Origin of the sequence: Aeromonas sp. s9 (genome assembly GCF_040907765.1) — a bacterium.
Classification (GTDB): domain Bacteria; phylum Pseudomonadota; class Gammaproteobacteria; order Enterobacterales; family Aeromonadaceae; genus Aeromonas; species Aeromonas caviae.
On record NZ_JBFOCK010000067.1, the window covers coordinates 36,699 to 55,401 of the forward strand.

Sequence of the window (18,703 nt, forward strand, 5' to 3'; positions counted from 1 at the left end):
CCCGGGCAAAAAAGGAAGGCGAATGCCTTCCTTTTTCCATTCTGCCAGAGGGGGGCGGCGGTCCCGAAGGCCGGGTTGGGGCGGCGGGTGTGACGCGGCCGAGCAGAAGTTGAAAAGTGTAATGAAATGCATGTTTTAGGCGCTATTTTCGGGGCCCGCATCGGCTACCCTGGCAGGGAGTCTATGGATGGAGTAAGCACTCATGAATATCGCTCGTCGGCTTCAACTCATTGCCCTGCTGGTCATGCTGGCCCTGGGGTGTCTCAGCTGGTTCAGTATCAGCAGACTCTCCTCCGCCAATGCGGATCTCAGCTATGTAACAGACAACACAGTCCCCAGCATTTCCACGATCAAGGAGATACAAACAGACTTCTACGCCCTGCATTCATTGATCCAGGCGCACGTGCTCAACACCGACGACGGCAAGATGAGTCAGATAGAGCAGAGCATTGCATCCCTTCACACCAAGATGGACGCCCTGCTGAGCCAGTATGAAAGCGGGATGATCTCCAATGAGGAGGACAGGCAGCTCGTCGCCGATGATCGGCGCCTGGTTGCCCAGTACGGCAAGGCCTCTGAAGACGTCCTGCGCCTGTCCCGCGAGAACAAGAATGTGGAGGCCAGAGAGGCGATCGACAAGGAGCTTGCCCCCTTGTTTGAGCAGCTTTCCCAGGCCATCGACAAGCACGTCCACTTCAACATCCAGCAAGGTGACGCCGTCAAGCTGCGAGGCGAGCAGAATGCCGATAGCAGCATGCAGGCCCTGTTGTTCATCTCGGTGGGCGCGGGTGCCCTCACGCTGGTGCTCTTTCTCTGGCTGTTCAGGCAGGTCGCCAATCCCCTCCGTCTGGCCATGGCGACCCTGTCCGAGATCCAGCGCGACCTGAACTTCACCCTGCGGGCCAATGTGAGCCAGCAGGACGAGATCGGCCAGACGCTGACGGCGGTCAACCGCCTGCTGGACACCTTGCAGCAGACCTTCACCGAGTTCTCAGTGGGCAGCCTGCAGATCAAGAGCACGGCAGAGTCCCTCTCCCAGGCGGCCCAGCACATGGCGGAGTCGGCGAGTCAGGCCAATGACGCCACCAGCCTTATCGCCGCCGGGGTGGAGGAGATGAGCGTGAGCATCACGGACATCTCCCAGCGCACCCAGGAGACCAGCCGCATCACCAATGAATCCGGCAAGCTCGCCAGTGACGGCGGGGCCACCATAGAGCGCACTGTGCTCGCCATCAACGACATCGCCGACGCCATTCGTCAGGCCTCCCGCGATGTGACGGCGCTGGGGGAGGGGATCTCCCGCATCGGTGGGGTGGTGAACGTCATCAACGATGTGGCGGGGCAGACCAACCTGCTGGCGCTCAACGCCGCCATCGAGGCGGCGCGGGCCGGTGAGCAGGGACGCGGCTTTGCGGTGGTCGCAGACGAGGTGCGCAAGCTGGCGGAGCGGACGGCCCAGTCGACCCAGGAGATCTCAAGGACGGTGGAGGCTATCCAGCAAGGGTCCGAGGCCACGGTGGCCAGAATGGTCCTGGTGGAGGAGAAGGTGGCGCAAGGGGTGGCCATGGCGACGGAAAGCGGGGCCATCATCACCCAGATCCGCCAGGCCTCCCATCGCGTCATGGATCAGGTCGGCGAGATCACCCTGGCCATCCGCGAGCAGACCTCGGCGGCGGAATCCATCGCCCTCCAGGTCGAGCAGATAGCCCAGGTGGTGCAGCAGACCAGCAGCACGGCGGAGGAGACCTCCGCCGCCGCAGAGGAGCTGAACGTGACCACGGAGAATATCCACCAGCAGATCTCCCGCTATCGCATCCAGTGAGGTGCGGATCGGTTGTTCTCTCCCCGCCATGCCCATGGCGGGGATTTTTTTATGTCAGAACCCCGAACCGGGCTGTTGCAGGAAGGCGGCCTCTTCCTACGTGCTCGCCCTGCTCAGGATGGCTTTGCGGTGGGGGAAGCGGCCAAAGCGATCGACGATCACCTGGTGGCGCCGGGCAAAGTCGGCAAAGCCTTCGAAGGTGGCCCGGGCCGGGCCTGTGGCCTGCTCGTCGGCCAGCGCCTCGAACAGGGCGACGCTTCTGGACTGCTGCTCTCTGGACTCCGCGTGCTCGAGGGGCAGATAGAAGAAGACCCGGGCCAGCGGCGAGAGCCCCTTGTCGACCCCGAGGGTGAGCCCCTTGAGGCACAGCGCCCTGGCCTTGTCGTCCTGGGCGAAGGCGGCGGGGGTGTTGCGGTGAAGGTTTCGCGGCAGCTGGTCCAGCAGCAGGATGAGGGCCAGGCGCCCTGCGGGATCGTCCTCCCAACGGGCGAGCTCGCCCGCTGCGGCACGGGCCGCCAGTTCGCCGAAGCGTGAGGCCAGCAGGGCATCGGTCTCGCTGCTCTTGCCCCACCAGAGGGGGGCCTGACGGGCGGCACGGGGGGCGTCGTCTGCGTCATCGCCAAACCAGAAATCGAGCAGAGGTTGCCAGGGTTGCATGGGAACTCCTTGGGCCGGTGGCCGTGAGGTGAAAACGGAGCAGGGGATCTGCCATGGGGGGCTGCAGCCGTGGCGGCTTCCCGTTACACTGTGCCATCTTTTGCCCCAAAGGGTGATCCCCGGATGGGCCCGTGATCCCCTGACCCCCTCATCACCCTGACCGGGGCAGCCCGGATGTGTCCCACTCAATAGAAGGAATGCCAGATATGGCCGGAGCCAGTTTGTTGACCCTGCTCGATGATATTGCCAGCGTGCTCGATGATGTCGCCCTGATGACCAAGGTGGCGGCGAAGAAGACGGCCGGGGTGCTGGGGGACGATCTCGCCCTCAATGCAGAGCAGGTCTCCGGGGTGCGGGCCGAGCGTGAGCTGCCGGTGGTGTGGGCGGTGGCCAAGGGGTCGTTTCGCAACAAGCTCATTCTGGTGCCTGCCGCCATCGCCATCAGTGCTCTTATCCCCTGGCTCATCACCCCGCTCCTGATGCTGGGGGGGGCCTACCTCTGTTTCGAGGGGGCGGAGAAGCTGGTCCACAAGTTCCTGCCCCACGAGGAAGAGGCGCATCAGGCGGCGCCGGTGCCCGAGGATCTGGCGGCCTATGAGCGCCAGAAGGTGAAGGGGGCCATTCGCACCGATTTCATCCTCTCGGCGGAGATCATCGTCATCGCCCTCGGTACCGTGCAGGGGGCGAGCCTGGGCCTGCAGATCGCCGTGGTGGCGGGCATCGCCCTGCTGATGACCGTCGGGGTCTATGGCCTGGTGGGGCTCATCGTCAAGCTCGACGACATCGGTCTGCACCTGTTGCAAAAGCCCGATGGCGGCGCCGTGCGCCGGGCGGTGGGGCAGGGGCTGCTGGTGACGGCGCCCCGTCTGATGCACCTGCTTGCCCTGGTGGGCACCATCGCCATGTTCATGGTCGGCGGCGGCATTCTGGTCCATGGCTGGCCCTTCCTCCATCACCTCATCGAAGGGACGGCGGACATGGTGGCCGCCCTGCCCGGGGTCGGCGGGGTACTGGCCGTGGTGACGCCCACCCTGCTGAGCGCCCTGGCCGGCGTGGTGGCAGGGCTGGTGCTGGTGGTGGCCATGACCCTGGTGAGCAAGCTTCAGCCCGCCAAATAGGCCGCTTGTCGGGGGAGGGCCGACAGGGGCCGTCGCACCCGGGGGCGCTCTTCTGCTGGTTGCCTCGAATGGGGGCTAGGCAAGTGCCTGGCCCCCTTCGTACTATCCGGTTTCACCCGCCCGCAGAGGCGGGGTGACCCGATATGGACGCAAACAGACAAGGACAACCATGAAACCACCCGTTTGGCGAGATGATCACATCTATGCCGCCCCCGACGATCCTGCCATCGAGGCCGCCTTCCAGGAGGCTGCCCGCGCCCTCACCCGGCTTGACGCCCTCCTGGCGGACCTGCCGGATCCCGCCCATCCCGTTGCGGATGCCAATGCCCTGCGCCACCTGCTGCGGGCCATCCGCCGCGAGGCCAACGGGGTGAAGACCCTGGCCTGGAACAGCCAGGTCTATGGTTACAACCGGCTGAGCCAGAACGGGCGCGACGAGGAGGCCCGGGTACTGCTCTCCCGGGGCCAGCAGCTGGAGGCGACCCTGGCCCAGCGCAGCAAGCCGGTGGACCTGTTTTGGGTTCGCGCCCCCGAGTCACTGGTGCGCACCCTGCTGCAAGATCCCGAACTCTTCGAGCTGGCCTACCAGATCCATCACGACAGAGCGCTGCAGGATCAGTGGCTTTCGCTCGAGAGCGAGCAGATCATCGAGGGGTTGGCGGTGGACGGCCTGCAGGGGTGGGGGGATCTCTACGACAACCTGGTGGGGCGGCTGCTGCCGGTGGTGGAGGGGGTGCCCATGGGGCTTGCCCAGGCGGACAACCTGCTCGCCCACCCGGACAGGGCACGGCGCGCCAGTGCCTGGCACGCCATCCAGGGCGCCTGGGAGGCGGAGCAGGAGACGGTGGCCGCCATTCTCAACGCCATCAACGGCTGGCGCAACGAGCTCGGCCGCCAGCGTGGCAAGGGGCGCAGGCTGGATGCCCTCGAGGTCACCTGCCATCAGGAGCACATCACGGGCGCGACCCTGGAGACTCTGATGGCGGCGGCCGGGGAGCACAGGGAGCTCGGGCGCCGAGCCTTGCGGGCCATGGCCTGCGCCCAGCAGATCACCGACTTCGCCCCCTGGGATCTCTTTGCCCCGGCGCCCCAGGCCATGCACGGCAAGTTCGGCTTCGAGCAGGCGCTGAATCTGGTGATGGAGGCTTTTGCCGCCTTCGATCCCGAGATGGGGGCGTTTGTCCGCATGATGGCCGACAAGGGGTGGATCGATGCCGCCCCGAGCGAGCACAGGCGAAGCGGCGCCTATTGCACCGAGTATGCCGATCCGCCCGAGCCAAGGGTCTTCCTCACCTTCGAGGGGACCATGGACAACGTCATCACCCTGGCCCATGAGCTCGGTCATGCCTGGCACAGCTGGTTGCTGCGGGATCTTCCCTTCGAGCAGCGGGGCTACCCCAAGACGCTGGCGGAGACAGCCTCCCTCTTTGCCGAGATCCTGGTGCGCGATGCCCTGCTGGCCGCCACCGACAAGGTGGAGCAGCGCCGGGCCATCGCCTGGCTGGACGGGGAGCGGGCCGCGAGCCTGCTGCTCGACATCCCCGCCCGCTTTGCCTTCGAGCGCGCCCTGGTGACGGCGCGGGAGGCGGGTTACGTGGGGGCGAGCCAGATGCGGGAGATGATGAAATCGGCGCAGCAGCAGTGCTATGGTGACGCCCTCAGCCAGTATGACGAGCTGTTCTGGGCCAGCAAGGGCCACTTCTCCATCGCCGAGTCCGGGTTCTACAACTACCCCTATCTGTTTGGCTATCTCTTCAGCCTGGGGCTCTATGCCCAGCATGCGCGGGCCGGGGGCGAGTTTGTGCCCGCCTATCGCGCCCTGCTGCGAGATACCGGCCGCATGAGCGCCGAGGCGCTGGTGGAGAAGCACCTGGGGGTCGACATCCGCGAACCCGGGTTCTGGCAGGAGAGTCTGCGCTATGTGGAAGAGGCGGTGGTGCGCCTCGAGCGGCTGGTGTGATGCCTGCCCGCGAAGGTGGTGGCTCTGGCCACCTGGATTTCACGACGGGCCAGGCCCGTCCCTGACGATGAGCGTTCGATGCAACAACGAGTCTATCCACAGCAGTGGCAAAATGATCACATCTACCCCTCCCTCGACAGCTGTGTCCTCGAGGCGGACATGAGCCTGGCCCGCGCCAGCCTAGCCGAGCTGAGCGGTTTTATCGAGGGACTGGCCCAGGTGCCTCGCACCCCAGGCGCCTTGCAGGACTTCCTCAGGGAGGTACGCCTGCGGGCCCGGCGCATTCGCGACATCGGCTGGAATATCGCCGTGCTGGCCGCCTGCAAGGGGAGCCAGGACGCCCGGGATCCCCTCGCCAAGCAGGTTGCCTCCCGGGCCCGAGCCCTCAATGCGGATCTGTTCAAGACGCTTGCCCCCATCGAAGATCTGATGCTGGGGCTGCCTGCGCCCGAGTTTGAGCAACTGATGGCCGACCCCCTGCTCGGGGAGGAGGGGTACCGGCTGCGCCACGAGCGCCGCCTGCAGGATCAGCGGCTGCCGGTGGAGGCGGAGCAACTGGTCATCGGCCTTGGCACCGATGGCCTGCACGCCTGGGGCAACCTCTACAACGATCTGGTGGGCAAGATAAGGCTGGTGATCGCGGGTCGCGAGATGGGGCTGGCGGAGGCGAGCAACCTGCTCTCCAGCCCGGATCGGGCCCTGCGCAAAGAGGCCTTCGATGCCATCAGCGCCGGCTGGGAAGGGGAGCAGGAGACGGTGGCGGCCATCCTCAACGCCCTCAACGGCTGGCGCCTGGAGCTCTCGCGCCAGCGCGGCAAACACCGGCGCCTCGATGCCCTGGACGTTTCCTGCCACCAGAGCCACATCGAGCGGGCGACCCTAGATACCCTGATGGCGGAGACCTGGCAGGCCCGTCATCTGGGCCAGCGGGCTCTGGGGCTGATGGCCGGTCACCTCGGCCTCGAGGTGCTGGGGCCGGAGGATCTCTTTGCGCCGCCCCCTGCCGCCAGCCGCCGGGAGATCCCCTTCGAGGAGGCGGTCGACATCATCGCCCAGGCCTTCGCGCGCTTTGACCCCGAGATGGGGGACTTTGCCCGCATGATGGCCGAGCGCGGCTGGATTGATGCCGCCCCCACCCCCAACCGGCGCACCGGGGCCTATTGCACCAAGTTTGCCGAGCCGGTGGAGCCGCGGGTCTTCATCACCTATGCGGGCACCATGGACAACGTCATCACGCTGGCCCACGAGCTCGGTCACGCCTGGCACAACTGGCTCATCCGCGACTTGCCCATGAGCCAGCGCAGCTACCCCATGACGCTCGCGGAGACCGCCTCCATCTTCGCGGAGACCCTGGTGCGCAGCGCCCTCTACGAGCAGGCCCGAAGCGCCGAGGAGCGTCTGGCCATCGCCTGGGCGGATGCCGACGGCGCCGCCACCTTCCTGGTCAACATCCCGGCCCGCTTCGACTTCGAGCGGGCCCTGGTGGCCGAGCGCGAGCAGGGCTATGTGTCGTCGGCCCGGCTCAAGGGGCTCACCGACGAGGCCTGGGGGCGCTGGTACGAGCAGAGCCTCGATCGCTATCACCCCCTGTTCTGGGCCGCCAAGGCGCACTTCTCCATCGCGGGCTTCGGTTTTTACAACTACCCCTACCTCTTTGGCTATCTGTTCAGCCTCGGGGTCTATCAGCAACTGATGAGCCGCCAGGCCGCAGGGGAGGCGGGGGTGGCGAAGGCCTACCGCGCCCTGCTGCGAGACACCGGTCGCATGAGCGCCGAAGAACTGGTCGAACGGCATTTGGGGCAGGACATTCGAAAACCCGCCTTCTGGCAGGGGAGCCTGGCCCTGGTGGAAGCGGCGGTGGCGCGCTTCGCCCAGTGCGGCAGTTAACCTCGCCAGACCCGGTTTGCGCCATGTCCCGCCGGGGCATGGCGCTGCCACAGCGGCCCCGACGCGCGGTTTGGTGGCCCGAAGGGGCGTGATCCAAAGCAAGAAAGTGGGATGTTTTGGTGGCGCAAGGCCCTGTCGCTGGGGTAGTTTCGATAGAACCGACACAGTTTTTGAGGTCTTGTCCATGATCATCTATCTGCATGGCTTTGATGCCACCAGCCCCGGCAATCATGAAAAAGTGCTGCAGTTGCAGTTTATCGATGATGATGTGCGTTTCGTGCACTACAGCACGGTTCACCCCCGCCACGACATGAGCCACCTGCTCAAGGAAGTGAAGAAGCAGCTCGACATGAGCACCGATCCCAAACCCCTCATCTGCGGCGTGGGCCTGGGTGGCTACTGGAGCGAGCGGATCGGGTTTCTGTGCGGCATCAAGCAGGTGGTCTTCAACCCCAATCTGCACCCGGAAGAGAACATGCAGGGCAAGATCGACAGGCCGGAGGAGTACGAGGACATCGGCACCAAGTGTGTAACCGAATTTCGTAATAAAAATTCAGGAAACTGCCTGTGCATCCTTTCCGTTCAGGATGAAATCCGCGATAATCGGGACACTGAACGTGAATTGAAGAACTATTACGACATCGTATGGGATGAGCGCGAGACCCATAAGTTCAAGAACATCTCGCACCATCTGCAACGGATGAAGGCCTTCAAAGAAGCCTGAGCCATCACGTCAACCGATTTCGTTTTAGGGAGCCAATGGCTCCCTTTCGTTTTGAGGAACCAAGGAAAATCATCATGATGAATATTGTCGTTGTAGGCGGTGGCGCCGGTGGTCTCGAGCTTGCGACCAGCCTGGGCCGCAAGCTGGGCAAGAAGAACAAGGCCAGGATCACCCTGGTGGATCGCAATCGCACCCACCTGTGGAAACCCCTGCTGCACGAAGTGGCCACCGGCTCCATGGATGCGGGCATCGATGCCCTGAGCTACCAGTCCCACGCCAAGAACCACGGCTTTGAATTCCAGCTCGGCAGCCTGACCGACATCAAGCGCGACGAGAAACGCATCGTGCTGGCGCCGATCCACGACGAGAGCGGCGCCCTGGTGGTCAACGAGCGGGAAGTGGCTTACGACATCCTGGTGATGGCCATCGGCTCCGTCTCCAACGACTTCAACACCAAGGGCATCAAGGATCACTGCATCTTCCTGGACAGCCCCTCCCAGGCGCACCGCTTCTACAACAGCATGATGAACCGCTTCCTGCAGTTCGCCACCGAATACCAGCCCGGTGACAAGGTGAAGATCGCCATCGTCGGCGGCGGCGCCACCGGCGTCGAGCTCTCCGCCGAGCTCTACAACGCGGTGGAGCAGCTCTACGCCTACGGCTTCAAGAACCTCACCACAGACAGCCTGAAGGTGACCCTGGTGGAAGCGGGCCCTCGCATCCTGCCGGCCCTGCCGGAGCGCATCAGCGGCTCCGCCCATCAGGAGCTGGTGAAGCTGGGCGTGGACGTGCGCACCGCCACCATGATCACCGAGGCGACCGCCGAGGGCCTGCACACCAAGGATGGGGAGCTGATTGAAGCAGACCTCATGGTGTGGGCCGCGGGCATCAAGGCGCCGGACTTCATGAAGGAGATCGCGGGCCTGGAAACCAACCGCATCAACCAGCTGGTGGTCCACGAGACCCTGCAGACCACCCGGGACGAGAACATCTTCGTCATCGGCGACTGCGCCGCCTGCCCGCAGCCGGACGGCAAGTTCGTGCCGCCCCGCGCCCAGTCCGCCCACCAGATGGCGACCCAGGCGTTCAAGAACATCCTGGCCAAGATGAATGGCGGCGAGATGAAGCCCTACCGCTATCACGATCACGGCTCCCTGGTCTCCTTGAGCCGCTTCTCCACCGTGGGCAGCCTGATGGGCAACCTGATGCGGGGCTCCATGATGGTGGAGGGCTACATCGCGCGCATCGTCTACATCTCCCTCTACCGGATGCACCAGGTGGCCCTGCACGGCTACATCAAGACCGGCCTCATCATGCTGGTGGGCCGCATCAACCGGGTGCTGCGCCCGAGCATGAAGCTGCACTGAGTGCATGGCGGCTGCCGCTGCGAACATCAGAAAGGAGAGGCTTGCCTCTCCTTTTTTTATGGCCGACGCGGGGCGCTCCTGGCAGCGCCTGCCGCCGTTCAGGGCGAAGACGCAGAGGGCCGGTGCAGCTGCCGTCGTGTCTGCATCATCAAGGCCCCGCTTTCATCGTGGCCGGAAGCCCTCTCCCCAGCACCGGAGCCCAAGGTCGCTGTGCGGGGGAAAGTGGCACGACACAGGCCGTATGGATGGCACCTTGATGAAACTGGCGGGCGCTGTGCTTGAAGCCCCTGACCACGCCGGGCTTATGCTTTGGCCAACACCTTGCTACCATGACGGCAACGGTGCTTCGCGCACCCAGCCCAACTCACAGGAGACCTCATGATCCTCTCAACCACCCCCACCCTGGAAGGCAAGACCATTCGCGAGTACCGCGGCATCGTCGTGGGCGAAGCCATCCTCGGCGCCAACATCTTCAAGGATCTGTTCGCCGGCATCCGCGACATCATCGGCGGTCGCTCCGGCGCCTACGAAAAAGAGCTGGCCCGGGCCCGGGAGATCGCCTTCGAGGAGCTCAAGGAGCGTGCCCAGGCGCTGGGGGCCAACGCCGTGGTGGGCATCGACATCGACTACGAGGTGGTGGGCCAGAACGGCAGCATGCTGATGGTCAGTATCAGCGGCACCGCCGTGGTGATCTAGCCCGCCAGTGCCCGGCCCTGCATGGCCAAACGCCCCGTCACAAGCCGACCCCGAGGTCGGCTTTTTGCTGGGTGTGACGCGCAAAGGTGGGCGCAAGTGAGTGGGGCTCAAGGCCTGAACGTATCGAACGCTCCGATGGCTCTGGGCTGGCCGGGAATGAGGGAGAAAATGGCCCGGCCCGGAGAAGGTGCGGGAACATGGGGAGGCACAGGGCCTGAAGGTCGGCAAAGTTGTTCAATTTTGCTATTCGATAATGAGTTATCGTTTGATATATCTAAACAAAAAATGACCTGTCAGGGGTCGCAGAGCCCAGGTCGGGACGGACATGGCGAGGTGCAGGCGGCACTGTACTCGCATCCCGCCCATAAAAAGAGGTCGCCCGGGCGACCTCTTTGTCGTCTGCTAGTTCGCTGCGGATCAGGGCAGGGCATCGGCCCGGAAGGTGTTGCAAGGATCTGTGTCCCTCGTGTCTCAATCGATCAGGGCAATGCATCGGGCCGGAAGCTGGCGCGGATCTGCGGCACCAGGGGGGAGGGGTCGAAGCCTTTCTCCTCCCCGAGCACCGGGTGGAGCAGGGGTTGGTCCCGGATGGGGGTGAGGTCCCCCGCCAGCAGTTGCCTTGTGGCCTGGCCCATCTGGTAGAGCTGGCGCACCGGGTCGAACTGGCGGGCGAGATCCAGCCCGTCCCCGGCCCGGGTGAAGGCCATCATGGGGATCTGGTAGCTGGCATCCCGTGGCGGTTTGGCGCCGTGGATGCCCTTGCCGGCCGACATCAGGAAGGGCTGGTGGTCCCCGAAGGCCACCACCAGGTAGCGCTTGCCGGAGTTGTCCAGGGTCTTGAGCAGCCGCTCCAGGGAGGCCATGGCGTCCACCACCCCGGTGTAGTAGGTGTTGAGCAACTGGGTATCCGCCGGGCTCTGATCCGGGCAGGCGCCGCTGTGCTGCTGGGCCCGGTAGCGATCCCCGTCGAAGGGGCCGTGCCCCTGCATGGTGACCGCGTAGGCGAACAGGGGCTGATCGTCCTGGTTGCTGCGTTTGAGCAGGTGATCGATGAGGGCATCGTCGGAGATGTAGAGCCCCTTGTGCTCGAGGGCGGTGAAGCGGGTATCGAACCAGCGCTCCTGGTAGCCGAGGGCCGGGATCGCCTTGGCGCGGCCCCAGAACTTCTCCACATAGGGGTGGGCGAACAGGGTCTGGTAGCCGCTTTGGGCTGCGCTGCGCGCAAGGCCGGGCACCTTGTCCGAGAGGTAGTAGTAGGGCACCACCCCCTGTTTGAGCAGGCCCACCGGCAGGCCGGTGTTCATCTCGAACTCCGCCAGTACCGTCATGCCGCCCGTGGTGGGGGAGTGGATGGTCTTGCGCCATTGGGCCACGCTGGCGGGCAGGCTCAAGGTGGGGGCGGGGGCGCAGAGACGGCCCTGCCAGTCAAGCCAGAGTGACTCGTATTGCAGCACGATCACCAGATCGAAGCGGGGTGCCCTGGGCTGGGCGGGCAGGCTCAGCTCCGGGGTGCGCTCGTTGATCTGCAAGGGGTAGCGAAACACGTTGCCGCTTTGCAGCATCTCGTCCACCAGGTTGAACAGGTAGAGGCCGGGGCCGGCGCGGATGATGTCCCTGTGGTAGTTCACCGCCCTGTCCACGTAGCGGATGTTGGCCCCGAGCAGCTTGTTGCCGGTCTGGGTGGCGAACACGCAGAGGGCGAAGAAGGCGGCGGTGGCGGCGGCGGTGCGCAGCAAGCCCCGCAGGATCCAGCGGGAGAGGGCAAAACGCCACACCAGAAAAAGGAGCCCCAGCACGACGAGCACCGGCACCACAGGGTGCTGATCGAGCAGGATGTGCAGCAGGGCCAGCAGGTTGCCCAGATCGTCCCCCCCCAGCGGCACCCCGTAGATGGCGATCTTCATGAAGTTGGCGAGCAGCCCGATGCCCGAGAGGGCGGTGAAGAGCAGCCCCATATAGAGGCTGAAGCCCGCGAGGGCGCAGAGGCTCCAGCCCAGCACCATGCTGCCCCAGGCGAGGTAGTAGTGCTCGGGCCGAAAGCCCGACCAGAACAGGAATTCCCCCAGCTTGAACACCACGAAGCCGTGGAGCAGCACGAAGGTGAGGTTGCCGAGCAGCAGGCTGCCTGCCACCCGGGCGCGGTAGCTTCGGCGCAGCCGCGGCAGCAGTGCCTTGAGCACGGCGGCACTCACCAGCAGCACCAGCAGCAGGCTGGTCATCAGGTAGAGGAGGTTGAAACCGCGCTCCGGCAGGGTCTGGAGGATCTGGCTGTATTCGGCGCTCTCCGGCCTGTCTGCCAGCAGCAGCCCGATGCGCAGCTGGTAGCGGCTGTCCAGGGCGTCGTCGGGAGCGCGCAGGGCGCTGTTGAGGCTCAGGGTGCAGCGCTCCTTGCGGCACTTCTGGCGCTTGTCCACCGCCTGGCTCAGCTGATCGATGCGCACCCCTTTGTCGTTGAGCAGCTCCACCCGCACCTTGTCCCCCTCCTGCAGGGGTTTGAGCAGTTGCCACTGGCTGCGCACCACCAGATAGAAGCCCCGGTTGTCACTTTTGTAGAGCAGGCTGTAGCGATTGAGGGTAGCGATGGGCTGATCCGCCGGGCCCAGAATGAGGGGGGCGGCACGCCCGAGCCAGCTGACGGGGTTGAGCAGCGGCAGGGCGAGGGTCAGCAGCAGCAGGGCGGTCAGCAGAGCCAGCAACAGCCCGGCCAGGGGCTGGGAGGCGGGGCGGTGGCCGGTGACGGGGGCATTCATAAGGGCTCATCCTTGGAGCGGTCATGGCAGCGACGACTGCCTCTATTTTGACCCGATGGTGCGTGGCTTGTTCCTTGATGTCAATTTAATGACAACAAGATGAATATTCCGTGATGAGCACTGTGAAGCAATTTGTGATCCCGATCCGCCAGGGGCACTCATTCTGTGATGAAAGCGTCATCATGAGCCTTTGCTGCTGGTCTGGGAGGGGGGCGCTGTTTAGTCTCTCAGTAACGGTTGGAGGTACATGTATGAATCCCAAAGTTGCGGCGCGTCAGGCCAGATTGCTCCAGATGCTGGAGAGCAAAGAAGAGATCCGGATCGGGCGGGAGCGGGACTGCCCCCTGCCGCTGCCCCAGCTCGTCCGGCTGACCGAGGATCACCCGGACGTCGTCAAGGTCTACGGTCACGGGCTCACCGCCGAGGTGTTCCATCTCAAGGTGGAGGGGCACCACTGGTGCCTGAAACGCTGCCGCCAGGACTCTCTGGTGGCCAATGTGGACGGCAAGACCGCCTTTCTCACCGAGCTGGAGCGGCGTCGGGAGATAGAGAGCCTGCGGGAACTGCACCCCACCATCCTCTCCAACGTGGTCTGTACCAGTTTCGGCTCCGCCCGGGCCGGGGTGCTGGTCTCCCCCTGGCTGCGGGGGGAGCCGGTGCGCACGCTCTGCGAGCGCAACCTGGCGCAGATGCTGGCGGTGGAGGCGGAGCTGGCCCGCTGGGGCTGGTTTGACTGGGATCCGAGCCCGGGCAACCTGCTGGATGACGGCCAGCATATCTCGGTGTTCGATTTTGGCTACATGTGGCCCTTCGATCCCCTGCACGAGTTCAATTCCAACGGCCTCACCGATCCCGACTTCCACGTGCCTGAGCGGCTGGAAACCCGCACCCTCTCCGGGCTCTGGCTGGACGAGGCGGATCCCTTGCCGCTGTTTCGCCGCTGGCGCGAGCTCTGCCTCGCCTGGGCCAGGGGAGAGCTGCAATACCTGTCGCGGGAGGGGGCGAGCGCCCCCGTGCTGGCGCGGATGCAGGGACTGGTGGGGGAGTGGAGTGCGGCGCTGGCAAGCGACGAGGCGCTGGCGGCCAACTGGTGGCGCGACATGTACCGCAGCCATCGGCTCGACATCCTGGACGACCTCAGCGGCAAGAGCTGCGGCCCGCTCACCCTGCGCCGCCTCGACTGGCTGGAGCAGGCGGTACGGGACCACTTCCCGGCCCTGGTGGACAATCTGGCCCCTGACGAAGCGGGGCTCGGTCAGGCCGGGTTGCTGCAACGGCTGGGAGGGCTGCGCGAGCAGATCCGGGCCAATCTGCTGCCCACCCGGGCCACCCTGGTCACCAGCTGATGGTGAAAGAAGAGTGACAAGAGGGGCGCCGCGGCGCCCCTCTTTGCTGAGTGGGGAAGGCCGCCCCGGGTGTGATGGGGCGGAGGAGGCTCGTTGTGTGCCAGCGCTGGGGCGACTCAGTCGAGCAGTTCCCGGTGCAGGCAGTTGACGATGTGGCCCGCCTCGTCCTCTTTGACCAGGAAGCAGAGGTTGTGGGCGCTGGCGCCGTAGCAGATCATCCGGATGTTGTGCTCGCGGATGGCGTCGAACACCTGGCTGCCCACCCCGGCCGCTTCGCTCATGCGGTTGCCGATGAGCGCCACCAGGGCGAAGCCGGTCTCCACTTCCACCTTGCACAGCTGGCCGAGCTCCGCCAGCACCTTGTCGTTCAGGATGGGTTCGCCGTTGCTCTGGCTGCCGGTGTGATCCAGGGTCAGGGAGACGCTCACCTCGGAGGTGGTGATGAGATCCACCGAGATGCGGTGACGGGCCAGGATGCCGAACACCTCGGCCAGGAAGCCGTAGGCGTGGAACATGTTGAGGCTGTGCAGGGTCACCAGCACCTGCTGGCGGCGCAGGGCCACGGCCCGGAACAGCGGGTTGCTGCGGGTGGTGGCGCGGATCCAGGTGCCACCGGCGGCGGGATCCTTGGCGGAGCCCACGAACACCGGGATGTCCTGGCGCAGCGCGGGTTGCAGGGTGGCCGGGTGCAGCACCTTGGCTCCGAAGGTGGCCATCTCCGCCGCCTCCACGAAGCTGATTTCGGGGATGGGGCGGGCGCGGGTAACCAGGCGGGGATCCGTGGTGTAGATGCCGGGCACGTCGGTCCAGATCTCGATGCTGCCTGCGTCCAGTGCCTCGGCCAGGAGGGCCGCGCTGTAGTCGGAGCCGCCACGGCCGAGGGTGGTGGTGCGACCATCGCCGTCGGCACCGATGAAGCCCTGGGTGATGACCAGGCTGTCACCCAGCAACGGGCCCACCGCCTGCTGGCAGAGGGCGCGGGTCGCCGCGAGATCCACGGTGGCCTTGCCAAAGCGGCTGTCGGTGCGCAGCAGTTGGCGCGCATCCTGCCACTGGGCCTTGACCCCGCGCTGGTGCAGGAGTTCGGTAAAGAGACGGGTGGACATCAGCTCGCCGCAGGCGATGAGGCGATCGGCGAGTTCGGCGTCGGTTTGCTGACTGGCCTGACGGGCCATGGTGCGAATGTCGCCGAGCTGGGCATGGATGAGGGCGCTCACGTCGCTCGGGTTGCCAAGGGCGGCCAGAATGGCCAGCTGGATGTCGGCAAGCCTGGCAAGCTGGGCATCCTGTCCGGCTTCGTCCAGTTCACCCTGAGCCAGGCTCACCAGCAGGTTGGTGACGCCGGCGCTGGCGCTCAGCACCACCACCCGGGTCGCCGGATTGGCCAGCACCACGTCGGCGCAGTGGTTCATGGCCGCGGCATTGGCGACGCTGGTTCCGCCAAACTTGGCGACATTGATCGGGTTCATTGCATACTCCTGTCTCAAGGTGAAAATCCGGTTTCATCGGGCAAATAGAGAGGAGGAGGCAAAAAATGGCAGGAAAACGCGAGGATCCCGGCCAGAAGCACTCCACCTGCAGAGCCCATCCCGTACCCGCCCCAAGTGGGGCGCGGTGTGGGATGACCACTACCGATGACAACCCGGGGGATTCAGCCCCCGCAGCCGACGTGGCGGTGTCCAGTCACTCGCCTCGTCTCGGCGCTGCTCCCCCTGACCCAAGTTCACCGGACACTGGTGTCCTCCCCTGGGCTGCCTGGGCAGCGCTCCTCTTCTGGTGCCACCTGTGACAGGTGGCGTGCATGTACAAATACCTTGGTCTGGATTGCACTGTCAATCGAGTTCGTAAAAAAGAACAAAATTGACGGTAACCAGGCACAAGATCAATCAGTTACGAAATGGTCTTGGACAAAACCTTGGAGCGACGCTGCCAGTTGTAGAAGCGCTGGCGCTCCACCGGCAGATCTTCGACTTCCAGGGGATCGAAGCCCCGCTCCCGGAACCAGTGGATGGAGCGGGTGGTGAGTACGAACAGGCGACGGATGCCGAGCCGCTTGGCCCGCTCGGCCACCTTGGCGATCAGGGTGTCTCCCCGGTTGGAGTTGCGATACTCCGGGTGGATGGCGACGCAGGCCATCTCGGCCATGGCTTCTTCCATGAAGCAATAGAGGGCGGCGCAGCCGATGATGAGGCCGTCCCGCTCGATGATGGTGAACTTGTCTATCTCCATCTCCAGCTGCTCCCGGGAGCGGCGCACCAGGATCCCTTCCTCCTCCAGCGGACGGATGAGATCCAGGATGCCGCCGATGTCTTCAATGGTGGCGGCCCGGGCCCGCTCGGCGCTTTCGCGCACGATCTGGGTACCCAGCCCCTCGCGGCTGAACAGCTCCTGCAGCATGGCGCCGTCGTCCTGATAGCTCACCAGGTGGGAGCGGGGCACGCCACCCCGGCAGGAGGCGATGGCCGCGCGCAGGTAGCGGGCGGTGCCTGACATCTCTTCCCCCGCCTGCTCCAGCGCCACCAGCAGCTCTTCGGCCTGCTCGGGGAAGAGCTCGGAGATGGCCTCCCCGTGCCTGTCCATTACCCCCTGGGTGCTGCTGAAGCAGATGAGCTTGTCGGCTTTGAGATCCACCGCCACCCGGCGGGCTACCTCTTCCGAGCTCAGGTTGAAGCTCTCGCCGGTGACCGAGCAGCCGATGGGGGAGATGAGCACCAGGCCGTGCTGATCCAGCTGGCGGGTGATCCCCTCCACATCGATGCGACGCACCCGGCCGCTGTGGCAGAAGTCGATGCCGTCATCCACACCCAGCGGCTGGGCGGTGACGAAGTTGCCGCTCACCACGCTGATGCGGGCCCCCTGCATGGGGGTGTTGGCGAGGCCCATGGAGAGCTGGGCGGTGATGTCGTATTGCAGACCGCCGCACACCTGCTTGATGATGGCGAAACTGGCATCGTCGGTGACCCGGATCCGCTTGTGATACTGGGCCTGAATGCCGGCGCGGGCCAGGGCCTCGTCATTTTGCGGACGCGAACCAAACACCAGCACCAGGCGGATCCCCAAGGTCTGCAGCAGGGCGATGTCGCTGACGATGTTGGCGAAATTGGGGTGACAAATGGCTTCCCCGCCGATCATCAGGACGAAGGTGGCACCCCGGTGCACATTGACATAGGGGGTGGATTGCCGAAAGGCATGGACCAGGCTGGGTTCGCGTTCACGCACGTGTTTCATTCCATAAAAAAGCAGCAATTTGCCCAATATATGAAAATAAATTCACAAATCAAGACTAAATATCGACTTGATGTTTTTTTGTCGCCATTTTGACCAGTGCGGGCGGGGAGGGGGAGACGCAGGCGAGGGCGGGAGGGTAGCCCCGGGGGCCGCTCCCTGGTTGATCCGGGCTAATAACCTGATATCTTCGGTGTTCCTTTTCGTCAGCCGCATTGCGCGGGGTTTTATACAAGGACAGGGCATATGGAGCAGATTATTTCACCGGCAGAGGCGCTGCCGGGACGGCGGGAAGCGCTGGAGATTGGCCAGGTGCACGCAGTAAACGGCCACCCGACCCAGGGGCCCTGGCCCGAGGGGATGGAGCTTGCCTGGTTCGGCATGGGCTGTTTCTGGGGTGTGGAGCGTCTGTTCTGGCAGCAGCCCGGGGTCTATTCCACCGCCGCCGGGTATCAGGGGGGGCTGACCCCCAATCCCACCTACAAGGAGGTGTGCAGCGGCCTGACCGGCCACGCCGAGACGGTGCAGGTGGTGTTCGATCCCAAGGTCATCAGCTATGGGGATCTCGTCAAGCTGTTCTGGGAACACCATGATCCGGCCCAGGGGATGCGCCAGGGTGGCGACATCGGCACCCAGTATCGCTCCGTCATCTTCGTCGGGGACGACACCCAGGAGGCGATTGCCCAGCAGAGCCTGGCCGCCTACCAGCAGGCCATGACGGCGAGCGGTGACGGGCGCACCATCACCACCCGCATCCTGCCGCTGGCCCCCTTCTACTATGCCGAGGATTATCACCAGCAATATCTGGAGAAAAATCCCGAGGGGTATTGCGGCCTGGGGGGCATCGGTGTCTGCCTGCCTCCCAGCCTGAATCGCTGAGGCATCAATGCATACCACGGGGGCCATCAGGCCCCCGTGTCATTGTGATGAAAAATAATTGAAAAAAATGCGTCAGGTGGGGAACTAAACTGAACCCTGGCTGACCAACAGGGTAGCGACCACGGATGGTTGCCAAGACCAGACACATTTTTTGCCCCGAAATTCATTACTCTGACAAGCGCGATGAATTGACAATGCTAGCAAGCAGGGCTGCCCGATGAGGCGGCCCTTTTCATTGGGCGTCCCGCCTCACTCCTCGCCTCATTGCATCT

The 18,703-nt window shown here is 64.7% G+C and carries 13 protein-coding genes and 1 riboswitch; of the genes, 9 read left to right on the forward strand and 4 right to left on the reverse strand.

Annotated features, from left to right (window positions below; translation table 11 throughout):
* Positions 1 to 202: 202 nt before the first annotated feature.
* Positions 203 to 1,822 carry a methyl-accepting chemotaxis protein gene (locus tag AB5Y54_RS13140; RefSeq protein ID WP_103858521.1) on the forward strand — a complete coding sequence of 540 codons (1,620 nt, stop codon included), beginning with the start codon at positions 203 to 205 and terminating at the stop codon, positions 1,820 to 1,822.
* A gap of 96 nt (positions 1,823 to 1,918) precedes the next feature.
* On the opposite strand, the gene AB5Y54_RS13145 is transcribed toward AB5Y54_RS13140, so the two are convergent.
* A complete protein-coding gene (locus AB5Y54_RS13145; RefSeq protein WP_109113243.1) occupies positions 1,919 to 2,479 on the reverse strand; it encodes a DUF924 family protein in 561 nt (186 codons plus the stop codon).
* Between the two features lie 206 nt (positions 2,480 to 2,685).
* Here AB5Y54_RS13145 and AB5Y54_RS13150 point away from each other — a divergent pair, with 206 nt between their 5' ends.
* The 6 genes from AB5Y54_RS13150 (at position 2,686) to AB5Y54_RS13175 (ending at position 10,231) form a co-directional block, all read left to right on the forward strand.
* A complete protein-coding gene (locus AB5Y54_RS13150) occupies positions 2,686 to 3,597 on the forward strand; it encodes a DUF808 domain-containing protein (RefSeq protein WP_048207424.1) in 912 nt (303 codons plus the stop codon).
* 169 nt (positions 3,598 to 3,766) lie between these two features.
* Positions 3,767 to 5,557, forward strand: a complete 1,791-nt coding sequence (locus tag AB5Y54_RS13155) for a M3 family oligoendopeptidase (protein WP_368153899.1) — start codon at positions 3,767 to 3,769, stop codon at positions 5,555 to 5,557.
* A 78-nt stretch (positions 5,558 to 5,635) separates the two neighbouring features.
* A complete protein-coding gene (locus AB5Y54_RS13160) occupies positions 5,636 to 7,444 on the forward strand; it encodes a M3 family oligoendopeptidase (protein WP_111896732.1) in 1,809 nt (602 codons plus the stop codon).
* 184 nt (positions 7,445 to 7,628) lie between these two features.
* A complete protein-coding gene (gene ycfP / locus AB5Y54_RS13165; protein WP_005331594.1) occupies positions 7,629 to 8,168 on the forward strand; it encodes an alpha/beta hydrolase YcfP in 540 nt (179 codons plus the stop codon).
* Between the two features lie 74 nt (positions 8,169 to 8,242).
* The gene (locus tag AB5Y54_RS13170; protein WP_041212859.1) at positions 8,243 to 9,535 is read left to right on the forward strand and encodes an NAD(P)/FAD-dependent oxidoreductase; all 1,293 of its coding nucleotides are present in this window, start codon (positions 8,243 to 8,245) and stop codon (positions 9,533 to 9,535) included.
* A gap of 378 nt (positions 9,536 to 9,913) precedes the next feature.
* Positions 9,914 to 10,231 carry a heavy metal-binding domain-containing protein gene (locus tag AB5Y54_RS13175; protein ID WP_010674360.1) on the forward strand — a complete coding sequence of 106 codons (318 nt, stop codon included), beginning with the start codon at positions 9,914 to 9,916 and terminating at the stop codon, positions 10,229 to 10,231.
* A gap of 479 nt (positions 10,232 to 10,710) precedes the next feature.
* Here AB5Y54_RS13175 and AB5Y54_RS13180 read toward each other — a convergent pair whose 3' ends face one another.
* Complete coding sequence (locus AB5Y54_RS13180) at positions 10,711 to 12,981, reverse strand: LTA synthase family protein (RefSeq protein ID WP_201972230.1); 2,271 nt, start codon at positions 12,979 to 12,981, stop codon at positions 10,711 to 10,713.
* A gap of 251 nt (positions 12,982 to 13,232) precedes the next feature.
* Here AB5Y54_RS13180 and AB5Y54_RS13185 point away from each other — a divergent pair, with 251 nt between their 5' ends.
* Complete coding sequence (locus AB5Y54_RS13185) at positions 13,233 to 14,327, forward strand: hypothetical protein (protein ID WP_124814254.1); 1,095 nt, start codon at positions 13,233 to 13,235, stop codon at positions 14,325 to 14,327.
* 116 nt (positions 14,328 to 14,443) lie between these two features.
* Here AB5Y54_RS13185 and lysC read toward each other — a convergent pair whose 3' ends face one another.
* Positions 14,444 to 15,796 carry a lysine-sensitive aspartokinase 3 gene (gene lysC / locus AB5Y54_RS13190; protein ID WP_201972232.1) on the reverse strand — a complete coding sequence of 451 codons (1,353 nt, stop codon included), beginning with the start codon at positions 15,794 to 15,796 and terminating at the stop codon, positions 14,444 to 14,446.
* 87 nt (positions 15,797 to 15,883) lie between these two features.
* Positions 15,884 to 16,108, reverse strand: a riboswitch (Lysine riboswitch).
* 109 nt (positions 16,109 to 16,217) lie between these two features.
* Positions 16,218 to 17,546 (reverse strand): amino-acid N-acetyltransferase, encoded by a 1,329-nt coding sequence (gene argA / locus AB5Y54_RS13195; RefSeq protein WP_041215931.1) that lies wholly within the window; start codon positions 17,544 to 17,546, stop codon positions 16,218 to 16,220.
* 252 nt (positions 17,547 to 17,798) lie between these two features.
* On the opposite strand from argA, the gene msrA reads away from it, so the two are divergent.
* Positions 17,799 to 18,431, forward strand: a complete 633-nt coding sequence (gene msrA, locus AB5Y54_RS13200; RefSeq protein WP_010674365.1) for a peptide-methionine (S)-S-oxide reductase MsrA — start codon at positions 17,799 to 17,801, stop codon at positions 18,429 to 18,431.
* Positions 18,432 to 18,703: the final 272 nt, after the last annotated feature.

Excerpts from the sequence above, each read along its gene's own strand:
- AB5Y54_RS13150 (WP_048207424.1), top strand. The coding sequence starts at position 2,686 with ATGGCCGGAGCCAGTTTGTTGACCCTGCTCGATGATATTGCCAGCGTG.
- AB5Y54_RS13175 (WP_010674360.1), top strand. The coding sequence starts at position 9,914 with ATGATCCTCTCAACCACCCCCACCCTGGAAGGCAAGACCATTCGCGAG.
- AB5Y54_RS13145 (WP_109113243.1), bottom strand. The coding sequence starts at position 2,479 with ATGCAACCCTGGCAACCTCTGCTCGATTTCTGGTTTGGCGATGACGCA.
- AB5Y54_RS13160 (WP_111896732.1), top strand. The coding sequence starts at position 5,636 with ATGCAACAACGAGTCTATCCACAGCAGTGGCAAAATGATCACATCTAC.
- AB5Y54_RS13140 (WP_103858521.1), top strand. The coding sequence starts at position 203 with ATGAATATCGCTCGTCGGCTTCAACTCATTGCCCTGCTGGTCATGCTG.
- AB5Y54_RS13180 (WP_201972230.1), bottom strand. The coding sequence starts at position 12,981 with ATGAATGCCCCCGTCACCGGCCACCGCCCCGCCTCCCAGCCCCTGGCC.
- lysC (WP_201972232.1), bottom strand. The coding sequence starts at position 15,796 with ATGAACCCGATCAATGTCGCCAAGTTTGGCGGAACCAGCGTCGCCAAT.
- AB5Y54_RS13170 (WP_041212859.1), top strand. The coding sequence starts at position 8,243 with ATGATGAATATTGTCGTTGTAGGCGGTGGCGCCGGTGGTCTCGAGCTT.
- ycfP (WP_005331594.1), top strand. The coding sequence starts at position 7,629 with ATGATCATCTATCTGCATGGCTTTGATGCCACCAGCCCCGGCAATCAT.
- AB5Y54_RS13155 (WP_368153899.1), top strand. The coding sequence starts at position 3,767 with ATGAAACCACCCGTTTGGCGAGATGATCACATCTATGCCGCCCCCGAC.
- AB5Y54_RS13185 (WP_124814254.1), top strand. The coding sequence starts at position 13,233 with ATGAATCCCAAAGTTGCGGCGCGTCAGGCCAGATTGCTCCAGATGCTG.
- msrA (WP_010674365.1), top strand. The coding sequence starts at position 17,799 with ATGGAGCAGATTATTTCACCGGCAGAGGCGCTGCCGGGACGGCGGGAA.